This is a genomic window from Shewanella sp. OMA3-2, assembly GCF_021513195.1.
Taxonomy (GTDB): Bacteria; Pseudomonadota; Gammaproteobacteria; order Enterobacterales; family Shewanellaceae; genus Shewanella.
This window is the reverse complement of sequence record NZ_CP090974.1, coordinates 1325666-1343341: the sequence shown is the minus strand read 5'-3', so window position 1 is coordinate 1343341 and position 17676 is coordinate 1325666. Positions and strand designations below refer to the sequence as shown.

Here is a 17676-nt window from a genome sequence, read left to right as displayed (position 1 = left end):
CGTACCATTACTTCCGAGCCTAATGACCAACCGCATAATACATATAATCCCAACAGTATCAGGGATAATGAAAGAGTCATTTGTAGGCTAAAGTGGTGTAATTTCATTTTGTCTCTAGTGAGTGTGTAGTTCCGTCAACCATGAACAACATTATAGGCAATTGATTATAAATAATAATTTTAGATTCAACCCCATAGTTGGGATTGCTATTAATATTGTCACATCGAATATCAGTACTATGGCATAGAACCTATAAAAAGAACCTATAAAAAGTATCTGAACGACTTTAAATCATATCTAATGTATAACTTTAGACCAAGCTTAATCAAAAATCGATTATTGGAAAAACTTGTCATTCAATAGCGATTAACTGCCTTGAAACCAGCAAATTATGGCAAGTTTAAACTATGTCATATTCCTGCGTATCATTTTCATTTCAATAGCCTATCTGTCCCCCCCACTATTGTAAGTCGGCCTCAAACATCTAAAATTTATCATTTGAATGACGGCAGTTAACATCACCAAATTAATAAGAGGAATTAGGCGTACTTTCAGGGTTAATGTCACCATAAACCTCTTCAGGATCAACATCATTGATCAATAATATTTCTCTTACTGTTTCAATGTGTTCTAAGATTTTTTTGTAATCATCACCATACTCATATTTAGTGACTTCAATTGACTTTGGCATATAGGTAAAGGCAATTTTTAATGCATTTAACGCTGATGGGTTAATTTTATCGCTCATGTAAAAATCCCTTATATCGTTGTTTAAATTAAAAACACGTTAACTTGTAGCATTTTTTAAGGCTTTAAAGTGATATTGCTGCAAGTAAACGCCCTATTCACTAACGTGTATATTCACCCGTTTTGAGCGGTTAAGTGTGCATGAATAGTCGGTGTTAAGTCATTAATTAGCTTTATAGTCATATCATTTAATTGATGTAACAACACCCAACCGTCAGTTCCCATAATTTCTATCATTGTCACATCTACGCTTGAAGTATCTATGCTTTCACCCTGCCAAATACCTGAAAGACGAAAGATACCAAAATCAGTATTAATACGGCTTATATTAAAATGATGCATACACCCTCAAATCGCAGAACAAGCATATTAGTATGACTCGCGTGGTGGTATATAAAATAAACACTAACTGACTTTATACAGAGGTTCAAATAAAACCACTGTTTTTGTTGGTAATATTGCCAGCTTAATGGCATTTCGTTACAAGCTGATTTGTGTAGTCGATACTTAATGTTGTGTGTTTATACTAACGTTTGATAAGCCTTCATAAAGTCTGCTCATTTAGAATATCGTTTGATCATTTTTAGCAGCATTTTAAAAAGAGAAAATGAAGTCTTAAAATGTTTGTGCCCAAAGTTTGTTTACCATTTTAAAAAAATCAACGTTTTGGCGCTTCGCCCACACCTGACCAAAAGGGTATCAGCAGCAATACCCTCTTTACTTTCCATGTGAGAATTAGGCCCTGCCGCCCCAGACGAAAAATGCTGAAAGCGCATAATTCGATGGGGTCGATCCAGCTTTTAATTTCGCTTGTAGTCTGCTTCGGCCATTGTCAAAAGCCCTAACGCTTCCGATGGGTCATCCCAGGCCTTGTGTTTATCGTTTGCCACAGCTATCAATAAAGCTAAATCGAAGAGGCAAAGATTCAGGTGCAGATGAGCCAGCGAGTATCCAAAACAGGGATGTTTTGGTTAAGCCTACATGGAGGTGCTTGCGGCGTCTCGCGGGATCATTTGCACTTGAAGTCAATCTGACATCTATGAGGTTTTAATTGGATCTGGTTACACTGTTATAAAATGAAACCTGCCAACCCGCTTTTGTCCAACTGTAAGGCTGAGCAAGCCTATAGATAGAGTTTCAGTCTTACTCAGTTTTTGTCCATCAATGAAGCTAAATCGAAGAGACAATAATTCGGGTGTAGATGAGCCAGCGAGTATCCAAAACAGGACAAAGCTTCACTAAGTGAAACATTGATACTAAACCTTCTCGTTACTGGCCGCTATTTGCTTAATCTAGTACCATTTCAATTTAGTTATGATCGATTGAGCTACCATTCCAATGGTAGCTCATCGGTCTTTATTAATACTTTCAAAGAACGACTTTCTCTCGGAGTTCGGCTGATCAATTTGTCTGTTTCTAACTTCAAAATTGTCTGATGAACTGTTGGGGCTGAAACACCAAAGTACTTCTGGATATCAGCCTGAGCTGGCGGATACCCATTCACTTTGCTGTAATAATAAATGAAAGCAAGGTATTGGCCTTGCTTCACACTAAATGCGGAATTAATTTTTTTCTCTGTGGGGATCGACATTTTTAAGGCTTTGTGATCAATTATCGTCTTTGATAGATGAGAGTATCATGCCATGAATATCACTTACCTTGTAGAGTTGACCCAAGAAGAACTGCACACCTTAAAGACTTTATTAAGCAAGGGCCTACACAATGCTCGCTTGTTAAAACGAGCCAACATACTGTTGCTTGCAAACCAACATCAACACAGTGATAAAGATATCAGCCAGTTACTCAATACCAGTACCTCTACTATTTACCGAACCAAAAAACGCTTCGTAGAAGAAGGACTGAAGGTCGCACTCGCCGAAGGAAAACGAACAGGGCAACCCAAATTACTCTCAGCTAATGATGATGCAACATTAGTTAGCATTGCTTGTAGCGAGCCACCAGATGGCCGCGCTCGCTGGACATTATCACTCATCGCAGACAGATTAATTACGCTGACAGAGCTTGAAAGCGTATCGCTGGAAACCGTCCGTCAACGGCTTAAAAACAATGAATTAAAACCATGGCAAAAGAAGATGTGGTGTATTGGCGAGTTAGATAGCGACTTCATTGCGCAGATGGAAGAGGTACTTGATATTTATGCAATGCCTGCGGATGAAAAACATCCTGTGGTTAATTTTGATGAAGCAATGAAACAACTGGTGTCACATGTGAAACCGCCCAAATTAGCTTCGCCAGGACACTTAGCTAAAGAAGATTACGAGTACCGGCGTGAAGATGTGGCCAATATCTATCTGATGTACGATAGGCATAGAGGCTGGCGACATGCTAAAGCAACAGCAACCAAGAAACGAGAAGACTTTGCAGCGTGTATGCGGGATTTGGTTGATGTTCATTATCCTGATGCCGATAAAATCCACTTGGTTTTAGACAACTACACAACGCACTCCCCAGGCTCTTTATACAAAGCTTATCCAGCAGCAGAAGCTCGGCGTATCTTGAAGAAAATTGAATTTCACTACACCCCAAAACATGCCAGTTGGTTAAATATGGTAGAAATTGAGATAGGCGTGATGAACAGACAATGTTTGGATAGACGAATTGGCACGTGGAATGATCTGCGGCTTTCTCTTAAGGCTTGGGAAACAACCAGGAATAACGAGAAGGCTAGTATTAATTGGATGTTTGATGTAGATAACGCCTGGTCGAAACTCAACCGAGCTTATAAGTTTTTAAACAGTCAGAATTAAATGGAATTAGTACTAGCAGGTATTAATCAAGCACCATTTCAGGTACAACACTGGGTACAACAAGTTCGCCAGCAGTCAGTTTGATAATTTGCTCAACACTGACGCCTGGTGCCCGTTCAAGTAAGTGAAATTTGCCATTCTTTATTTCAATAAATGCCAGATCAGTTATCACTTTCTTAATACATGCCTTACCCGTTAACGGTAATGTACATTCTGTCAGCAACTTAGATTCACCACTTTTAGAAGCATGTGTCATGGTCACGATAATATTCTCAGCGCCTGCAACCAAATCCATCGCACCGCCCATGCCTTTTATCAGTTTACCAGGATCATATAAGACGCTATATTTCCTTGAGTATCGACTTCAAAAGCGCCTAAAACGGTTAAATCTACATGCCCGCCTCTTATCATGGCAAAAGACTCTGCTGAATCAAACACAACGGCGCCTGTCGCCATAGTTACCGTTTGTTTGCCTGCATTAATAAGATCGGCATCAACCTCATCCTCCGTTGGGAATTGCCCCATACCCAACAAGCCATTTTCTGATTGCAGCATCACTTCAATACCATCAGGAATATAATTTGCGACTAATGTAGGAATGCCAATACCTAGGTTAACGTAGTAGCCGTCTTTAAGTTCTTGGGCGACACGTTTAGCGAGTTGCTCTCTTGTTAGTGCCATAATTTACACCTCTACTTTTATTGCTGCTGGTCGGGTGGTCACTTGCTCGATACGTTTTTCAAACGTGCCTTGAATAAGGCGATCAACGTAGATGCCTGGGGTATGAATTTCATCTGGATGTAACTCTCCAGGTTGAACAATAATTTCAACTTCAACGACGGTTATTTTTCCTGCAGTGGCTGCTAGTGGGTTAAAGTTACGGGCAGTTTTACGAAAAACCAGGTTACCAAACGTATCTGCTTTCCACGCTTTAACTATTGAAAAGTCACCTTTTATCGACTCCTCAAGTATATAGCTTTTACCCTTAAACTCTTTGACGTCTTTACCTATCGCCACATCAGTTCCAAACCCTGTAGCAGTATAAAACGCCGGTATGCCAGCGCCTGCTGCTCTCATTTTTTCCGCTAAGGTACCTTGAGGTGTTAGTTCAACTTCAAGCTCACCCGACAACATTTGAGCTTCAAAATTGGCGTTTTCTCCCACATAGGAGGCAATCATTTTCTTTATTTGTTTATCAAACAATAATAGGCCCAAGCCGTAATCTGTGGTGCCGCAATTATTGGATACTACGGTCAGATTTTTGGTGCCCATTCTTTTAATTTCTTTAATGAGGTTTTCAGGAATGCCACATAATCCAAACCCACCAGCAATAACCGTCATACCATCTTCAAGACCTGATAATGCCTCAGTATAGCTGTTAACGACTTTATTAAATCCAGACATAAAGCTCTCTCTTTTGAAGGTTAACTCATAAGTTATGTTAGCTACTATTACCGAAAACCAGCCGTGTTCCTATGGTACTAAGGTGCCAATTCAATATGGTTATTATTGCTTTATGCTACCTGTAATAAATTGGATTATTGTGGTCATTTTTTATTAAAAATGCCCACAATAAAATTAACACCGACTGCGATTGTGGTGACTGAATGAAGGAAAGCAAGATTATGTCGACGTTACAAACAGGACTAAAAGGCAAAGTAGCACTTATTACCGGCTCAACCAGTGGTATTGGCCTAGCTACTGCTCGCGTACTGGCCGAGCAAGGCTGTCATATTGTATTACATGGTCTGATGGACCAAGCTGAAGGACTGTCTTTAGCTGCTGAGTTTCAGGCGCAATACCAAATAAACAGCTTTTTTAGCAATGCCGATTTAAGAGACGCTGATTGCATACATGAATTTATCGACCTTGCGGTTAATGCCTTAGGCAGTATTGATATTTTAGTCAATAACGCCGGATTCAACACACACAAGATGTAGCAAATTTTCCGATAGAAAAGTGGAATGACATCATAGCAATTAACTTATCTTCTGCTTTTCATACCATTCAAAAAGTGGTGCCAGCAATGGCACAAAAAAACTGGGGACGGATTATTAATATTGCGTCGGTGCATGGTTTAGTCGCCTCAGCCAATAAAGTAGCCTATTGCGCTGCGAAGCATGGCATTGTTGGTTTAACCAAAGTAGTTGCTATTGAATGTGCTGAACAGGGTATTACCGTCAATGCTATTTGTCCTGGGTGGGTTGATACCCCGCTTATCAGTAAACAAATTGACACCATAGCAACCAATAAAAGCTTGAGCTATGACGATGCTAAATATCAACTGGTGACCGCGAAGCAGCCGTTACCTGAAATGTTAGCCCCCAGAGAAATCGGTGAGTTTGTGTTATTTCTTTGTGGCAATGGAGCAAGAGGCATTACAGGCTCTGCATTGCCTATGGATGGTGCCTGGACGGCACAATAAACGCTTAGACTGACGCCAAACGAGTTAAGCCAACATTATTGAATTAAGCCTACATTTAAGCATCATTAAAAAAACCAAAAGCCCTATATTCATTACCTGAATGCGGGGCTTTTTAGCTTTGGGTCGAAAGCTTTACCAATGGATCTACTCACAAGATGTGGTACTTAGAATATGAGAGTGGATTAAGACTTTGCCATAAACTCAGCAATGTGCTGATAGGTTGTTATACATTCTTCTTTAACCAAATCATGCAGTAACATGTAAGCATGGATCATACCGTCAAATGAATGATGCTCAACCTCCACCCCAGCTGTACTTAAGGCATTTGCATAGGCAAAACCTTCATATCTCAACGGATCGCACCCTGCTGTAAAAATCAGGGTTTTTGGCAAGTTAGCGTTAATGGCGCCATATAAAGGTGAAGCCTGTTTAAGTATATCGCTATCCGTTGATTGAAAATACTGTTCGAAATACCATTTAATCCGACTCGTTTCGAGTAAAAAACCACTGCCGTTACTGTCAAGCGATGGACTTGTTAAGGTGTAATCGACACTGGGATAAATCAGAATTTGTTGGTCAATATGAAGCCGTTTATCGGTTAAGCTTTTCATGCTTAAACTGGTACAAATAGCCCCACCAGCACTGTCACCGATAATAGTCACAGAATCTTGGTGGTTAACATCATCAAGCAGCTGGGCGTAATGGATTAGTGCATGTTCGCAGTCATTAAGCCCAGCAGGATAAGGATATTCAGGCGCAAGTCGATACTCGACCGAGATCACCACGCAGTGGGCAATACTGGCAAGGTGACGGCAAATAGGATCGTACAATGCCACACTGCCGCACATATGACCGCCACCATGAAAGTGCACTAATACAGGTAAAGGCTTATCGGGTGCAGGGCTGTAAACTCTAGCAGCAATCGTTCGATCGATTAACGTAAACACTTTGTCAGCCACATAGTTCACCGAGGGTGAATCACTCATTAACCCGCCAAGTTTATTTAAGTTTTCACGCAATATGCTTGGGGTAAATTGGACATTATTTTGCTTAGCCAGGGCAATATTATTGTTCGCTACGGCTAAAAAATCGGTGAGCTTAGGGGAAACGATGCCGCGCATTATATTAACTCCTTTGGTTTGCCTGTTTCGGGTAAAAAATAACTGCCCACAAACACTGTACCACTGAGTATAGTGATCATTACAAATGAGCTAAAATAACTGCCATCGCTTAAATCAACTAACTTACCAAACACCCACAACACTAGGGTAGAAACCAAGTAACTGATTGACCAAAATAGACTAAACACGACAGTTATTTTTTGGCCAGTCATCTTAGGCAGCTCGTGTGGAATAGACACCAAAGCCGTCACCAGGAAAAAGATAAAAAAGCCCAATACGATAGCGCATACAATTTGCAATTCGGGTTGGGTACTAAAGGATAATCCTAAAACTGTGATAACAATGATCAAGCCGCTCCAGCGAATAATAGGCAGACGCAGTGGATTTTTTCGGCTATACAAGATCCCCGCAATGGTGCCGACAATCCCAAAACCAATCACCCATTTACTTTGACTGATCCCTGCTTGAGGATAAAAAGTGAATAAACAGATATAAAAAGACAGTAGTCCTGAATATGTAAATGCATAAGCCCAATTAAACTTATCTTTTAAGCCCTCAAGATAGCCGTATATTGCCGGCTCAACACCTAATGTACTGGCAGCGTTTGGTGATTCAAACTTAACCAGCAGCCACACGATAGCCAGCACTAAGCTCGCGGCAGAAAACAACACTAAGCTGTTTTGCCAACTGCCAGTCAGCGCGTTAATACTACTCATGCCCCATAAAATAATCGCTGTACCGACGTTAAAAGCCACCGCATTAAGGCCATTAATGACAGGGCGCTCTTCAGGCGCAAACCACAACATCACAATAGGATTAAAATACACAATCATAAAGGCGCCGCCTAAGCCCATTAAAAAGCGGCTTATCAGTAGTAATTCATAATTGCTCGCAAAAGGGGTCACTATGCCGACCGCGATTAATAGTGCGGCAAGGAAAAATGCATACTTGACCCCGAATTTCACCGCCACATAAGCTGCGCTAAACGTGCCGACAATTTTAGCCAGAGTCACTGCGCCACTGATAAAGCTTGCTGAGGCTAAGCTATCAATATGCATCGATGCCATAATGCTGCCCATACTGGCAGTGCCTCCTACCCATGCCATAGCAAAGAGAACATAACTGGTAAAAACCAGACCTTCGATTAAATATCTATGGGTTATTTTCATAGGCGTAATGAGTACCTTCAATGACACTAATATAATATTAATCATGTTATCTGATGGGTATCGATAAATAAGTACTACCTTAGTTCACCGCGATATTAAAAATCTTTATCAAACTGGACGTCTAGTGTAGTTTCAAGAGGATAAAATAAAAATATTGGGGAATAAACTTGCAAGCTTGGTTATCTATTGACACTTGGTTGATCAGTTCAATTTCGATTGCCTATCTTGCGATGCTGTTTGTGGTTGCACAGTGGGGACAAAATCGTGCCATCAAAAAGCTTAGCCAAAAGCCATGGGTTTATAGTCTTTCGTTAGGGGTTTGCTGCACCTCATGGGCCTTTTATGGCACAGTGGGTCAAGCCGCAACCACTGGGGCATGGCTGGCTCCGATTTATATTGGTTCGATCATTTGTTTAGTGCTTGCCTGGCCGATGCTGATGCGGACTTTACAAATAATAAAAAGCCAAAACCTAACCTCGATTGCCGATTTTATTGCCTGCCGTTTTGATCGTTCACCTAAAATTGCCGCCACAGTGGCTATAGTGTCACTACTAGGCACTATTCCTTATATCGCTTTACAGTTAAGAGCTATCAGTACTAGTTTCGACTTACTGACCGGTTCGTTCCAATCAGGCATGAGTACCGCATTTGTGGTCACTATTGTATTAATTATTTTTAGTATTTTATTCGGCGCGCGCCAACTGTCGGCCAGTAAACACAACCAAGGCTTAGTGCTGGCTATTGCATTTAGTTCTATCGTTAAGTTATTTGCCCTAACTGCCGTGGGTATATTTGCCACTTTTTATGTGTTTGATGGCTTTAGTGACTTACTTCATCAAAGTGAAAATATCAAAGAAACCAGTACAGCAGACTCGACATACCTTGTCATATCTCAAGTTATTCTGGGAGCGATTACTATGTATGCGTTACCGCAAGAATTCCACATGATGATGATTGAGAATAATCATGACAAGGAGCTAAAATCAGCTCGCTGGATGGTGCCGTTGTACTTGTTACTGATCAATATTTTTGTACTACCTATCGCATTAGCCGGACAACTTAGCTTCCCAGGTGGCAGTGTTGGCGCAGATACCTATGTGCTGACACTGCCACTATTTTATCAACAAGCATGGCTAGGAATATTAGTTTATGTTGGTGGACTGGCCGCCGCAACGGCAATGGTTATCGTAGCAGCAATTGTACTTAGCACCATGATTTCAACAGAAGTATTAACCCCTATACTGTTGCGATTGCCCAAATTCAATTCGCAAAAAAACCTTCAGTTATCAGGTACTCTATTAAATTTAAGGCGGATTTCTATTGCGGTAATCTTGTTATCAGCTTTCGCATTTGAACGCTTTATTAACCAGCAAAATCACTTGGCCAGTATCGGTTTACTCTCATTTGTACTGTTATCGCAATTTGCCCCCGCTGCGATAGGCGCATTATATTGGCGAAGAGCAACGACTCAAGGGGCGTTTATTGGCTTAATCATGGGCAGCATTGTCTGGCTTTATACCTTACTGTTGCCCGTTACGTTTCCTGATGCCCATTGGGTAAACTTTGGTGTATTGGATATTACCTGGCTAACACCGACAGCCTTATTCGGGTTAACCGAACTAGACAACATTAGCCACGGGGTATTTTACAGTTTAGTGGCTAACATAGGCTGTTTTGTGATTATCTCACTGTTTAAAGAGCAAAGCGTTGGTGAGGTTTTACAAGCTGACTTATTTGTTAACAAAAAACAAGTTCAGTCAGAGCGTCACTTATCGGTAGATGATTTAGCCAGTTTATTACATCGCTTTATTAATAAAGATGAAGCCGATGCGCTCATTGCAAAATCCAAAAAACTCAGCGGTAACCATCAACATCAACATCTGCAACAGCAGCTTGTTGATTATACTCGTTTAAAGCTTTCTGGCGTACTTGGATCAGCTTCGACTAGAATGGTGATGAGCGCAGCCTCACGCAGCCAACAATTTCCTTTAGAAGATGTGGTGAGTATTGTCGATGAAGCCAGCCAGATATTTGAATTTAACCGCGAACTACTGCAATCTGGCGTTGAAAACATTGAGCAAGGTATTAGCGTGGTCGACGCAGATATGCGTCTTGTAGCTTGGAATCAGCGTTATATTGAACTGCTTAATTACCCTAAAGATTTTGTCAAAGCTGGACTTCATGTTGCACAGCTTATTAGGTTTAACATCGACCGCGGCGTTATCGTAGGAAATGAAGACCAAGAGCTGGTAGAAAAACGTTTAGACCATATGCGCGGGGGGAGCCCGCATCATTTTCAACGCACTATGTTGGACGGTAAAGTATTAGAAATTCGCGGCCAAGCTATGCCTGGCGGTGGCTTTGTCAGTACATTTACCGATATTACTGCGCATATTGAAGCGGAAAAGGCCTTACAACAAGCTAATGAAACCCTCGAAAAGCGCGTAGAAAGCCGCACCCAAGAACTGGAAAAGGCCAAGGCCGAAGCCGAAGCGGCTAATAGCAGTAAAACTCGATTTTTAGCCGCGGCAAGTCATGACTTAATGCAGCCTTTTAATGCATTAACCTTATTTACTGAAATGCTGAAACAAAAAGTTAAATCAACAGAGCTACATGATTTAGCAACTAATATTGAAGACTCATTAAACGTGGTTGAAAGTTTACTATCAGATCTAGTTGAAATATCACGCCTGGACAGCAACTCGTTAAAAACTGAAAAAAGCCAATTTGCGATTGATGATTTACTGTCAACATTGGTCAATGAATTTAAGGCATTATCAGTTCAACAACACATTAATTTTAACTACCAGGTTTCGTCCTGTTTTGTACACAGTGACCAAAGACTATTGCGGCGGATTATTCAAAACTTTTTGTCTAATGCGTTTCATTATTCGCCGTCAGGTAACACTAACCACCCGCCAACGCCTAATAAGGCTAAATCACTCGATGAGACAACCGGTGCGATTGGGAACACTGAGTTTATTCCTAAGGTTTTATTAGGTGTAAGACGACTTGAAAATGCAATATTGATACAGGTTTGGGACAATGGCCCTGGTATTCCACTTGATAAACGCCAGGCGATTTTTGGTGAGTTTGAGCGCTTACAGCTCACACGAGAAATACCCGGATTGGGTTTAGGTTTGGCAATATGTGATCGTATAGCTAAGTTACTGGATATTAAAATATCATTGCATTCAGAGGTTGGAAAAGGCACCTGCTTCAGTGTGGAAATACCACGGGTATCACAGCAGAAAAGGCCAATGTGCTCAGTTGAAATAGTCGAAGATGAAATTAGCCGTGACAACGTTAATATTAGCGTACTGGTTATTGATAATGATGACCTGATGTTAAAAGCCATCTCTTCATTACTCAGTGGCTGGGGATGCCATGTTATCACCGCAAAAGATCAACCCAGTGCAGTACAACAGCTGGCGAATAACCCACTGCCAAAGTTAATTATTGCCGATTATCATTTAGAAGATGATAAAAATGGCGTTGATTTAGTGCAATATTTATTAGCTCAGCACACTAATAACATTGATAAGCAAATTACATGCGTTATTTGCTCTGCTGACCCGTCAGAAGCCGTTAGACAGCATACTAGCAGTGCCCAGTTTAGTTTTGTACGCAAACCCCTTAAGGCTATCGCACTAAAACGGATCATTAAACAACTGACGCCCTAATCTCAACAATATAATATTTAGATATGGCATAGAAACAGCTCGTTATAGACATGGTTATTGTTGGTATCATCAGTATTGCTAGACGCTGCTTAAGCAAAAAACGCCTCAACTGGAGGCGTTTATGGTTAATATTTTAACATTACATCATAATGCTAAGCATTTATCTGCTGGTTTTCGGTGGACGTTATCATCAACTGTTGAAACACCAGTCCTGCCTGCGTGCGATTGTACACTTCAAGCTTTAGCAAAATAGCTGAGACATGCTTTTTAACTGTGGTTTCTTTAATGTTTAAGTCATAGGCAATTTGCTTATTTAAACGGCCATTAGCAATATTGGCTAGCACTGTGTATTGCTGTGGGGTTAATTGAGCAAGTTGTTTAGCAAGCCGTTGATGTTCAACTGCTGTATGCTGATCGGCGGTGATATTAGTGTGTTCTGGTAACCAAATATCGCCTTCTAGCACTGTGGCTATCGCGGTTGATATTTGGGTCAAATTCGCCGACTTAGGAATAAAAGCACTGGCGCCAAAATGTATAGCCTTGCGAATGATTTCAGGCTGGTCGTCTGAGGACACCATAATAACGACGATATCGGGAAAGTGGTTTTGTAATAAGGTTAATCCGGTAAAACCATCATTGCCAGGCATATGCAAATCAATGAAGATAATTTCAATATCAGGATGCTGTTCCACTATGGTGATTAACTCTGCAAAGTTCTCAGCCTCTAATACTTCAGCATCATTGAAGTTTTTAAGCACCGCTTGGGTTAAGGCTGCACGAAATAACGGATGATCGTCTGCAATAGCCACTTTTATTTGGGACATAGCCGGCTCCTTAAAAATTGTACTGGGTTTGGTTAGTTATTATTTTTCTATTTTTAAGCATTGTTTTACTGACTCTGCACCTCGTGTATAGGATAAAAACAATAACCGGCTCTATGGGAACCGGCTATTTTTAACAAGTAAACAATTGATTGATAACTAGAACTGATAGCCAACCGTTAGCGAAATCGTCGCTGGATCGCCATAATAACCAATTAAAGTGTTATCCCCGCCTAAACCAGGGGTAAAGCCGCCATCATCGGTTGGTGTAACAAACGCATAGTTACCTACTAAGTACTCTTCATCGGTAATGTTTTTCCAATGCAAACCAGCATTCCAATGGCCATCATTGCTATACCAGTTCACCCCTAAATTAAGTAAACCATAAGCATCTTGACTGAGTAAATTATCCACTACCGCTAAGTCGTAATCGCCACGATAATAGTAATTACCATTAATGATAAAGCTACCGATATCAGCTTCAATGTTATAGCTAAACCCTAGATTTGCTGTGGTGTCAGGAGTATTAGTAATAGTATAAGTATCACTTATATCGATTTTATTGCCAAATTCATCATAAGAAATAACTTCATCAAATGTGGCGTCAATTAAGCCTAAGTTAGCAAATAGATTAAGTGACTCAGTAGCAGCATATTCCACTTCAAGCTCTAATCCACTGGCGGTAGACTTACCTATGTTACCTAAACGCTGATTCAGATCTGAGCTGTTTTCACCTGGTAATACGGTAACAAACTGCCTGTCTTTATGGTCAAGATAGAAGGCTGTCGCGTTGATACGAAGATTATCATTCCACTCACTCTTAACACCAATTTCATATGAGTCAACAATTTCAGGATCTACAGCAGGTTCAGCACCTGTAGCACGTGGGTTGAATGTCCCTGACTTGAACCCTTGTGAATAACTGGTAAACAGCATCATATCATCGTTTACTTGATACTCGAGTCCTACTCGCGGGTTGAACCTAGACCATGTTTCCTCATCATCAAGTACTTTAGGAATGCTAGCCTCAATTAACGCTTCATCACGCACAAAACCAGGATACCAACCTGTTTCAGGGTATATACTATCGAATATCACACCATTATAAACTGTGGCTTCTTTAGATTCCTCTGTATAACGGCCACCTAAAGTCATCGATAATTGATCCGTAAAATCATATGAGCCTTGCACATAAGCAGCATAACTTTCGCTATTATTACAGCCACTGACTTCACGAGTTAACCCACCAAATGCTTTAAAAGCTTCTTCTAAAATAGCATCAAACACACCACAGGAATCACCTTTAAAATAGTACAAACCTGAAACTAAAGTGAGATCATCACCAACATAGTTCGCTTGAAACTCTTGGCTAAACTGCTCGTCTTCATAAATCGCCAGGACGTCAAAAATACGTAAGCTGGTGTTATCAAAATCAATGTTTGTCGGCGAGTAACCTTCACGTGAAGCGGTCACTGATTTTACGCTCCAATTTTCATTAAGGTTATACTCAGCTGTCGCGCTCCACCCCTCGTTTTCAACTTTATTCCAGGTAGGTAAGCTTGTGTAAGAATCATACTTACTGTCTGGCACTGGCGCATCGGTCAATAAACTAGGCAGTAAGCGGTATCCACCTTTTGAATTTGATTCATCTACTGTTTTATCATAGGTAAAACGCATAAATAAATCGTCAGTAGGAGTAAATTCCACACTTAAACGGCCAGCCATAACATCCTTGTTATAGTTTTCGGTATTTTGTCCTGGCAATGCTGAGGTTTTAAATTCACCATAGCCATCACGATTTAAGCTCGCCATGGCAAAGCCGACATACAGTTTGTCATCAATAAGCGGTAATTGTCCTGCGACTTTAAGGTCTTTCTGACCATAGCTACCGACAGTCCCTTTGAGACTTAGCTCGCCATCGCCACTCATTTTTTTAGTGACGTATTTAATCGCACCACCGATAGTATTTTTGCCGTATAACGTACCTTGCGGTCCACGAAGTACTTCAATACGTTGCACATCTAGAATATCGAGTACAGCACCTTGCGGCCAGGCAATATACACATCATCAATGTATATACCAACACCAGGCTCATAACCCCAAAGTGGATCCTCTTGTCCCACGCCACGAATAAATGCGGTAAGTGTTGAGTTAGTGCCGCGGCTAGATTGCAATGTTGTGTTAGGCGAAAATTGTTGAATTTCAGTCATCACACTGATGCCGTTTTCTGACAGCTCTTTGTCACTAATAGATGTCACTGCAACGGGAACATTTTGTAAACTTTCAACCGTTTTTCGTGCTGTGACTTCAATACGTTCTAGTACGACTTGTTTATCAGCATTATTTATTGCTTCATCAGCGGCAACAGCATATTGCGCTGTCAGCACAGAAGAAATAGCCAAAGCAATACAGCTAATTTTAATAGTATTCTGTTTCATACAGATCCCCGTTGTAATATTTATTATTAATGTTTTGATTTACTACTCTTATTGATTACTACTAACTGTTCACATATTGACTGTATAGCATTTTCAATAGCATTGATTTGGTACTATAGTAGTATGTCTTTTCGCCTGATATATTTAATCTAACTACAATAAAATCATGCAATTAACTTAAACTAAATTCCCCACAATTTAATTATCTCCATAATGCTACTGATGGGAGCTTTCAGTAAAAAGTCGTCTTGCTCACCGCCATTTTTTATCTCAGGATTAACCGCAATTCCATGGCCAAAATCTTTAAGGGTAACAAGTTCAACGACCAGGTTATGTTGAGTATTACTCCAGCGTGAAATACTATAACCAGATTGATTCTTTAACTCTGGTTGAGCACTAGATTGAGTCAATATTTGCCATTGCGCCGCTAACATACGCGCATTGTTAGCATCGACCACAGTGTCACTATCCCCTGTCCAAATGGTTAATGCAGGCCAATGAGTTTGTTGCGGGTGTATGGCTTGAGCAAATTGAGCTAATTCATCTACAGACTGTGCAGGACCTCGCTTCATGCACGATATCGCTTTAATTAAATTGTCAGCACACGGATATGGCAAACCCGCAATAACAGCACCACCTTGAAATAGATCTGGATAATTGACCAATGCGGCACTGGTCATGGCGCCGCCGGCAGAGAGTCCAATAATATAAACATGTTTAACTCTTAGCTTTTTTTGCGTGGCTAGAATCATGTTTTTTATGGATAGCATTTCACCGCTATCAAGTTGCGTATCTTGTTCTGAAAACCAGTTAAAGCAGCGCTTTACGTTGTTGTCATAACTTTGCTGTGGTATTAGCACTGCAAAATTATTGTCCAAGGCTAAAGTGGTTAAACCGGATTTATTAGCCAGTTCAACACCATCTTGAATACAGCCATGAAGTAACACCACCAATGAAGAATTACCTGTATTTAAGGCATTCAAGTCATCATTTAGTGGCAAATAAAAACTGGTTAAGGCTCCAGGATTATCACCGAAGTTTGTCAGCGGAATATAAGCGCTGTCAGTCGCTTGAACTGGGGGTATCAAAGTAATCCAACACAGTACAAAAAATGAATGAGTTAAGCGGTAGTATTTATTTCTCATTATCTGCAGATTCCAAATTTATCATTATCATAATTTGCGCAATTTCATCACAAACTACAATGGCACTTTAGATCCACATAGGAGAGAACGGTATTAAGCTAATTGCAAAGTTATAGCCACCAACTTTAATAAGACAAAACCTAATAATTAGATTTAATCGCATTTAATTTTTTTAGCGCTAACCTTTAATCTACCTTGAACCACTCTGTTTATCGAATGCTATTCCTAGCGGCTCAAAATAAGCCATTAAAGCTTGATAGATATCAGCACAGTGCAGTGCATCAGGATAAGCACCGTGCTTGGCTAATGGAGAGTTAATCGTGCTATTCACTAAATATGGATTGCTTATGCCGGCATTAATTTGAGAATACATTTCGATACTTGCCTCAAATGCCCGCGCCATCATTTCAGTTGGTTTAGAAAAGTATTGGCTATTTTGCAGTTTGTCTAATGCTATTGAGCGTCGAACATAATCATGGGGTAAAGCGGTTTTAGGATCTGAGCTGATATTGGTTAAAAAAATGATTTCAAATAACTTAGAAAGTTGCTGATTTAGCGGATGCGCAACTAAAGCGCTGTTGGCTAACCAGAGGTCGCTGGCACAATAAAATGGAGGGGGTAGGCTAGTATTAGCTCGCATGTTAGATAAAGAGTCATTTGAAAGGTAAGGGTCTAATAGCTGCTCATCGATAAACATTTTGTCTGCAATGTAGTGATCAAACGCATGCCAAAACTCATGAGCAAGCGCACCAGCACCAGCGTTTTTAGCTAAAGCAAGTTCACGGTATGCAGGAGAGTAATGCGCCTGAACGCCCTTTTCTCCGCCATAACCAAAAGAAAAACGTAAGCTCCCACGTAAACCTATAAGTTCTGGTGGCACCCGCAATATATTGGCTAAATCTGCTAAAGAATCGAATATTAAATTAGCCGCCAGTGCTGATTCTGCTCGGTTAACCCACTTACCTACTCTAATATGGTTTAAACCAAAGGTATGTTTAATGTCCAAAAAACTCACCGAGTCACCATTACGGTAATCAGGGCCTGTACGTTCAAAGTGGCTATGATGGTTTAATAATGAATAATATGAAGCCAAATTAGCCCTCTTAGGAAATGACACCAAGCTTAAGAAGATAAAAAGGATTACCGTCGTAGCATAACATGTAAAACCTCCCCCTGGAGTGAGGCGGTAATCCCCTTAAAACAACTGATTAACCAGCTAGATCCCTTCCGACAGTATTCATTAAGCTAAAAATGAGGTAAGTACACCAATACTCACTCAACTTAGCTACCCTCACTTTATTAATTTGGCAATAACAAGTATTAGATCAACAATACAAACTAGCACTCACGATTTGAAT

12 protein-coding genes and 2 pseudogenes are annotated in these 17676 nt (G+C 40.5%); 3 read left to right on the top strand and 11 right to left on the bottom strand.

The genetic code is table 11. The features are described from left to right. Positions 1-526: 526 nt before the first annotated feature. From L0B17_RS05915 to L0B17_RS05905, 3 genes are all read right to left on the bottom strand, one after another. Positions 527-748, bottom strand: a complete 222-nt coding sequence (locus L0B17_RS05915) for a penicillin-binding protein (RefSeq protein ID WP_235088320.1) — start codon at positions 746-748, stop codon at positions 527-529. A gap of 113 nt (positions 749-861) precedes the next feature. Further along, a complete protein-coding gene (locus L0B17_RS05910; protein WP_235088318.1) occupies positions 862-1089 on the bottom strand; it encodes a hypothetical protein in 228 nt (75 codons plus the stop codon). A 985-nt stretch (positions 1090-2074) separates the two neighbouring features. Further along, a complete protein-coding gene (locus tag L0B17_RS05905; protein WP_223418192.1) occupies positions 2075-2338 on the bottom strand; it encodes a LexA family protein in 264 nt (87 codons plus the stop codon). Positions 2339-2390: 52 nt separating this feature from the next. On the opposite strand from L0B17_RS05905, the gene L0B17_RS05900 reads away from it, so the two are divergent. Further along, a complete protein-coding gene (locus tag L0B17_RS05900) occupies positions 2391-3515 on the top strand; it encodes an IS630 family transposase (protein WP_235088316.1) in 1125 nt (374 codons plus the stop codon). Positions 3516-3537: 22 nt separating this feature from the next. Here L0B17_RS05900 and L0B17_RS05895 read toward each other — a convergent pair. Further along, positions 3538-4196: pseudogene (locus tag L0B17_RS05895) on the bottom strand (3-oxoacid CoA-transferase subunit B). Between the two features lie 3 nt (positions 4197-4199). Continuing rightward, the gene (locus L0B17_RS05890; RefSeq protein ID WP_235088315.1) at positions 4200-4919 is read right to left on the bottom strand and encodes a CoA transferase subunit A; all 720 of its coding nucleotides are present in this window, start codon (positions 4917-4919) and stop codon (positions 4200-4202) included. A gap of 203 nt (positions 4920-5122) precedes the next feature. Here L0B17_RS05890 and L0B17_RS05885 point away from each other — a divergent pair. Further along, positions 5123-5940 (top strand): annotated as a pseudogene (locus L0B17_RS05885) (3-hydroxybutyrate dehydrogenase). A gap of 182 nt (positions 5941-6122) precedes the next feature. Here the strand turns inward: L0B17_RS05885 and L0B17_RS05880 are convergent. Together L0B17_RS05880 and L0B17_RS05875 are read right to left on the bottom strand one after the other, a co-directional pair. Further along, positions 6123-7061, bottom strand: coding sequence for an alpha/beta hydrolase (locus L0B17_RS05880; protein WP_235088314.1), 939 nt, complete (start codon positions 7059-7061; stop codon positions 6123-6125). Further along, positions 7061-8230 (bottom strand): MFS transporter, encoded by a 1170-nt coding sequence (locus L0B17_RS05875; protein WP_336246500.1) that lies wholly within the window; start codon positions 8228-8230, stop codon positions 7061-7063. The genes L0B17_RS05880 and L0B17_RS05875 overlap by 1 nt, the downstream gene beginning before the upstream one ends. Before the next feature lie 167 nt (positions 8231-8397). Here L0B17_RS05875 and L0B17_RS05870 point away from each other — a divergent pair, with 167 nt between their 5' ends. Then, entirely contained in the window at positions 8398-11913 is a 3516-nt protein-coding gene (locus tag L0B17_RS05870; RefSeq protein ID WP_235088310.1) for a hybrid sensor histidine kinase/response regulator, read from the top strand. Between the two features lie 152 nt (positions 11914-12065). On the opposite strand, the gene L0B17_RS05865 is transcribed toward L0B17_RS05870, so the two are convergent. From L0B17_RS05865 to L0B17_RS05850, 4 genes are all read right to left on the bottom strand, one after another. Beyond that, positions 12066-12737 (bottom strand): response regulator transcription factor, encoded by a 672-nt coding sequence (locus L0B17_RS05865; RefSeq protein WP_235088308.1) that lies wholly within the window; start codon positions 12735-12737, stop codon positions 12066-12068. 156 nt (positions 12738-12893) lie between these two features. Beyond that, positions 12894-15173, bottom strand: a complete 2280-nt coding sequence (locus L0B17_RS05860; protein WP_235088307.1) for a TonB-dependent receptor — start codon at positions 15171-15173, stop codon at positions 12894-12896. Between the two features lie 182 nt (positions 15174-15355). Further along, positions 15356-16318, bottom strand: a complete 963-nt coding sequence (locus L0B17_RS05855) for an extracellular catalytic domain type 1 short-chain-length polyhydroxyalkanoate depolymerase (RefSeq protein WP_235088305.1) — start codon at positions 16316-16318, stop codon at positions 15356-15358. A 190-nt stretch (positions 16319-16508) separates the two neighbouring features. Next, a complete protein-coding gene (locus tag L0B17_RS05850) occupies positions 16509-17411 on the bottom strand; it encodes a CLCA_X family protein (protein ID WP_235088304.1) in 903 nt (300 codons plus the stop codon). Positions 17412-17676: the final 265 nt, after the last annotated feature.

Coding starts and splice junctions, on each gene's coding strand:
- L0B17_RS05915 (WP_235088320.1), bottom strand. CDS start 748: ATGAGCGATAAAATTAACCCATCAGCGTTAAATGCATTAAAAATTGCC.
- L0B17_RS05910 (WP_235088318.1), bottom strand. CDS start 1,089: ATGCATCATTTTAATATAAGCCGTATTAATACTGATTTTGGTATCTTT.
- L0B17_RS05905 (WP_223418192.1), bottom strand. CDS start 2,338: ATGTCGATCCCCACAGAGAAAAAAATTAATTCCGCATTTAGTGTGAAG.
- L0B17_RS05900 (WP_235088316.1), top strand. CDS start 2,391: ATGAATATCACTTACCTTGTAGAGTTGACCCAAGAAGAACTGCACACC.
- L0B17_RS05890 (WP_235088315.1), bottom strand. CDS start 4,919: ATGTCTGGATTTAATAAAGTCGTTAACAGCTATACTGAGGCATTATCA.
- L0B17_RS05880 (WP_235088314.1), bottom strand. CDS start 7,061: ATGCGCGGCATCGTTTCCCCTAAGCTCACCGATTTTTTAGCCGTAGCG.
- L0B17_RS05875 (WP_336246500.1), bottom strand. CDS start 8,230: ATGAAAATAACCCATAGATATTTAATCGAAGGTCTGGTTTTTACCAGT.
- L0B17_RS05865 (WP_235088308.1), bottom strand. CDS start 12,737: ATGTCCCAAATAAAAGTGGCTATTGCAGACGATCATCCGTTATTTCGT.
- L0B17_RS05860 (WP_235088307.1), bottom strand. CDS start 15,173: ATGAAACAGAATACTATTAAAATTAGCTGTATTGCTTTGGCTATTTCT.
- L0B17_RS05855 (WP_235088305.1), bottom strand. CDS start 16,318: ATGAGAAATAAATACTACCGCTTAACTCATTCATTTTTTGTACTGTGT.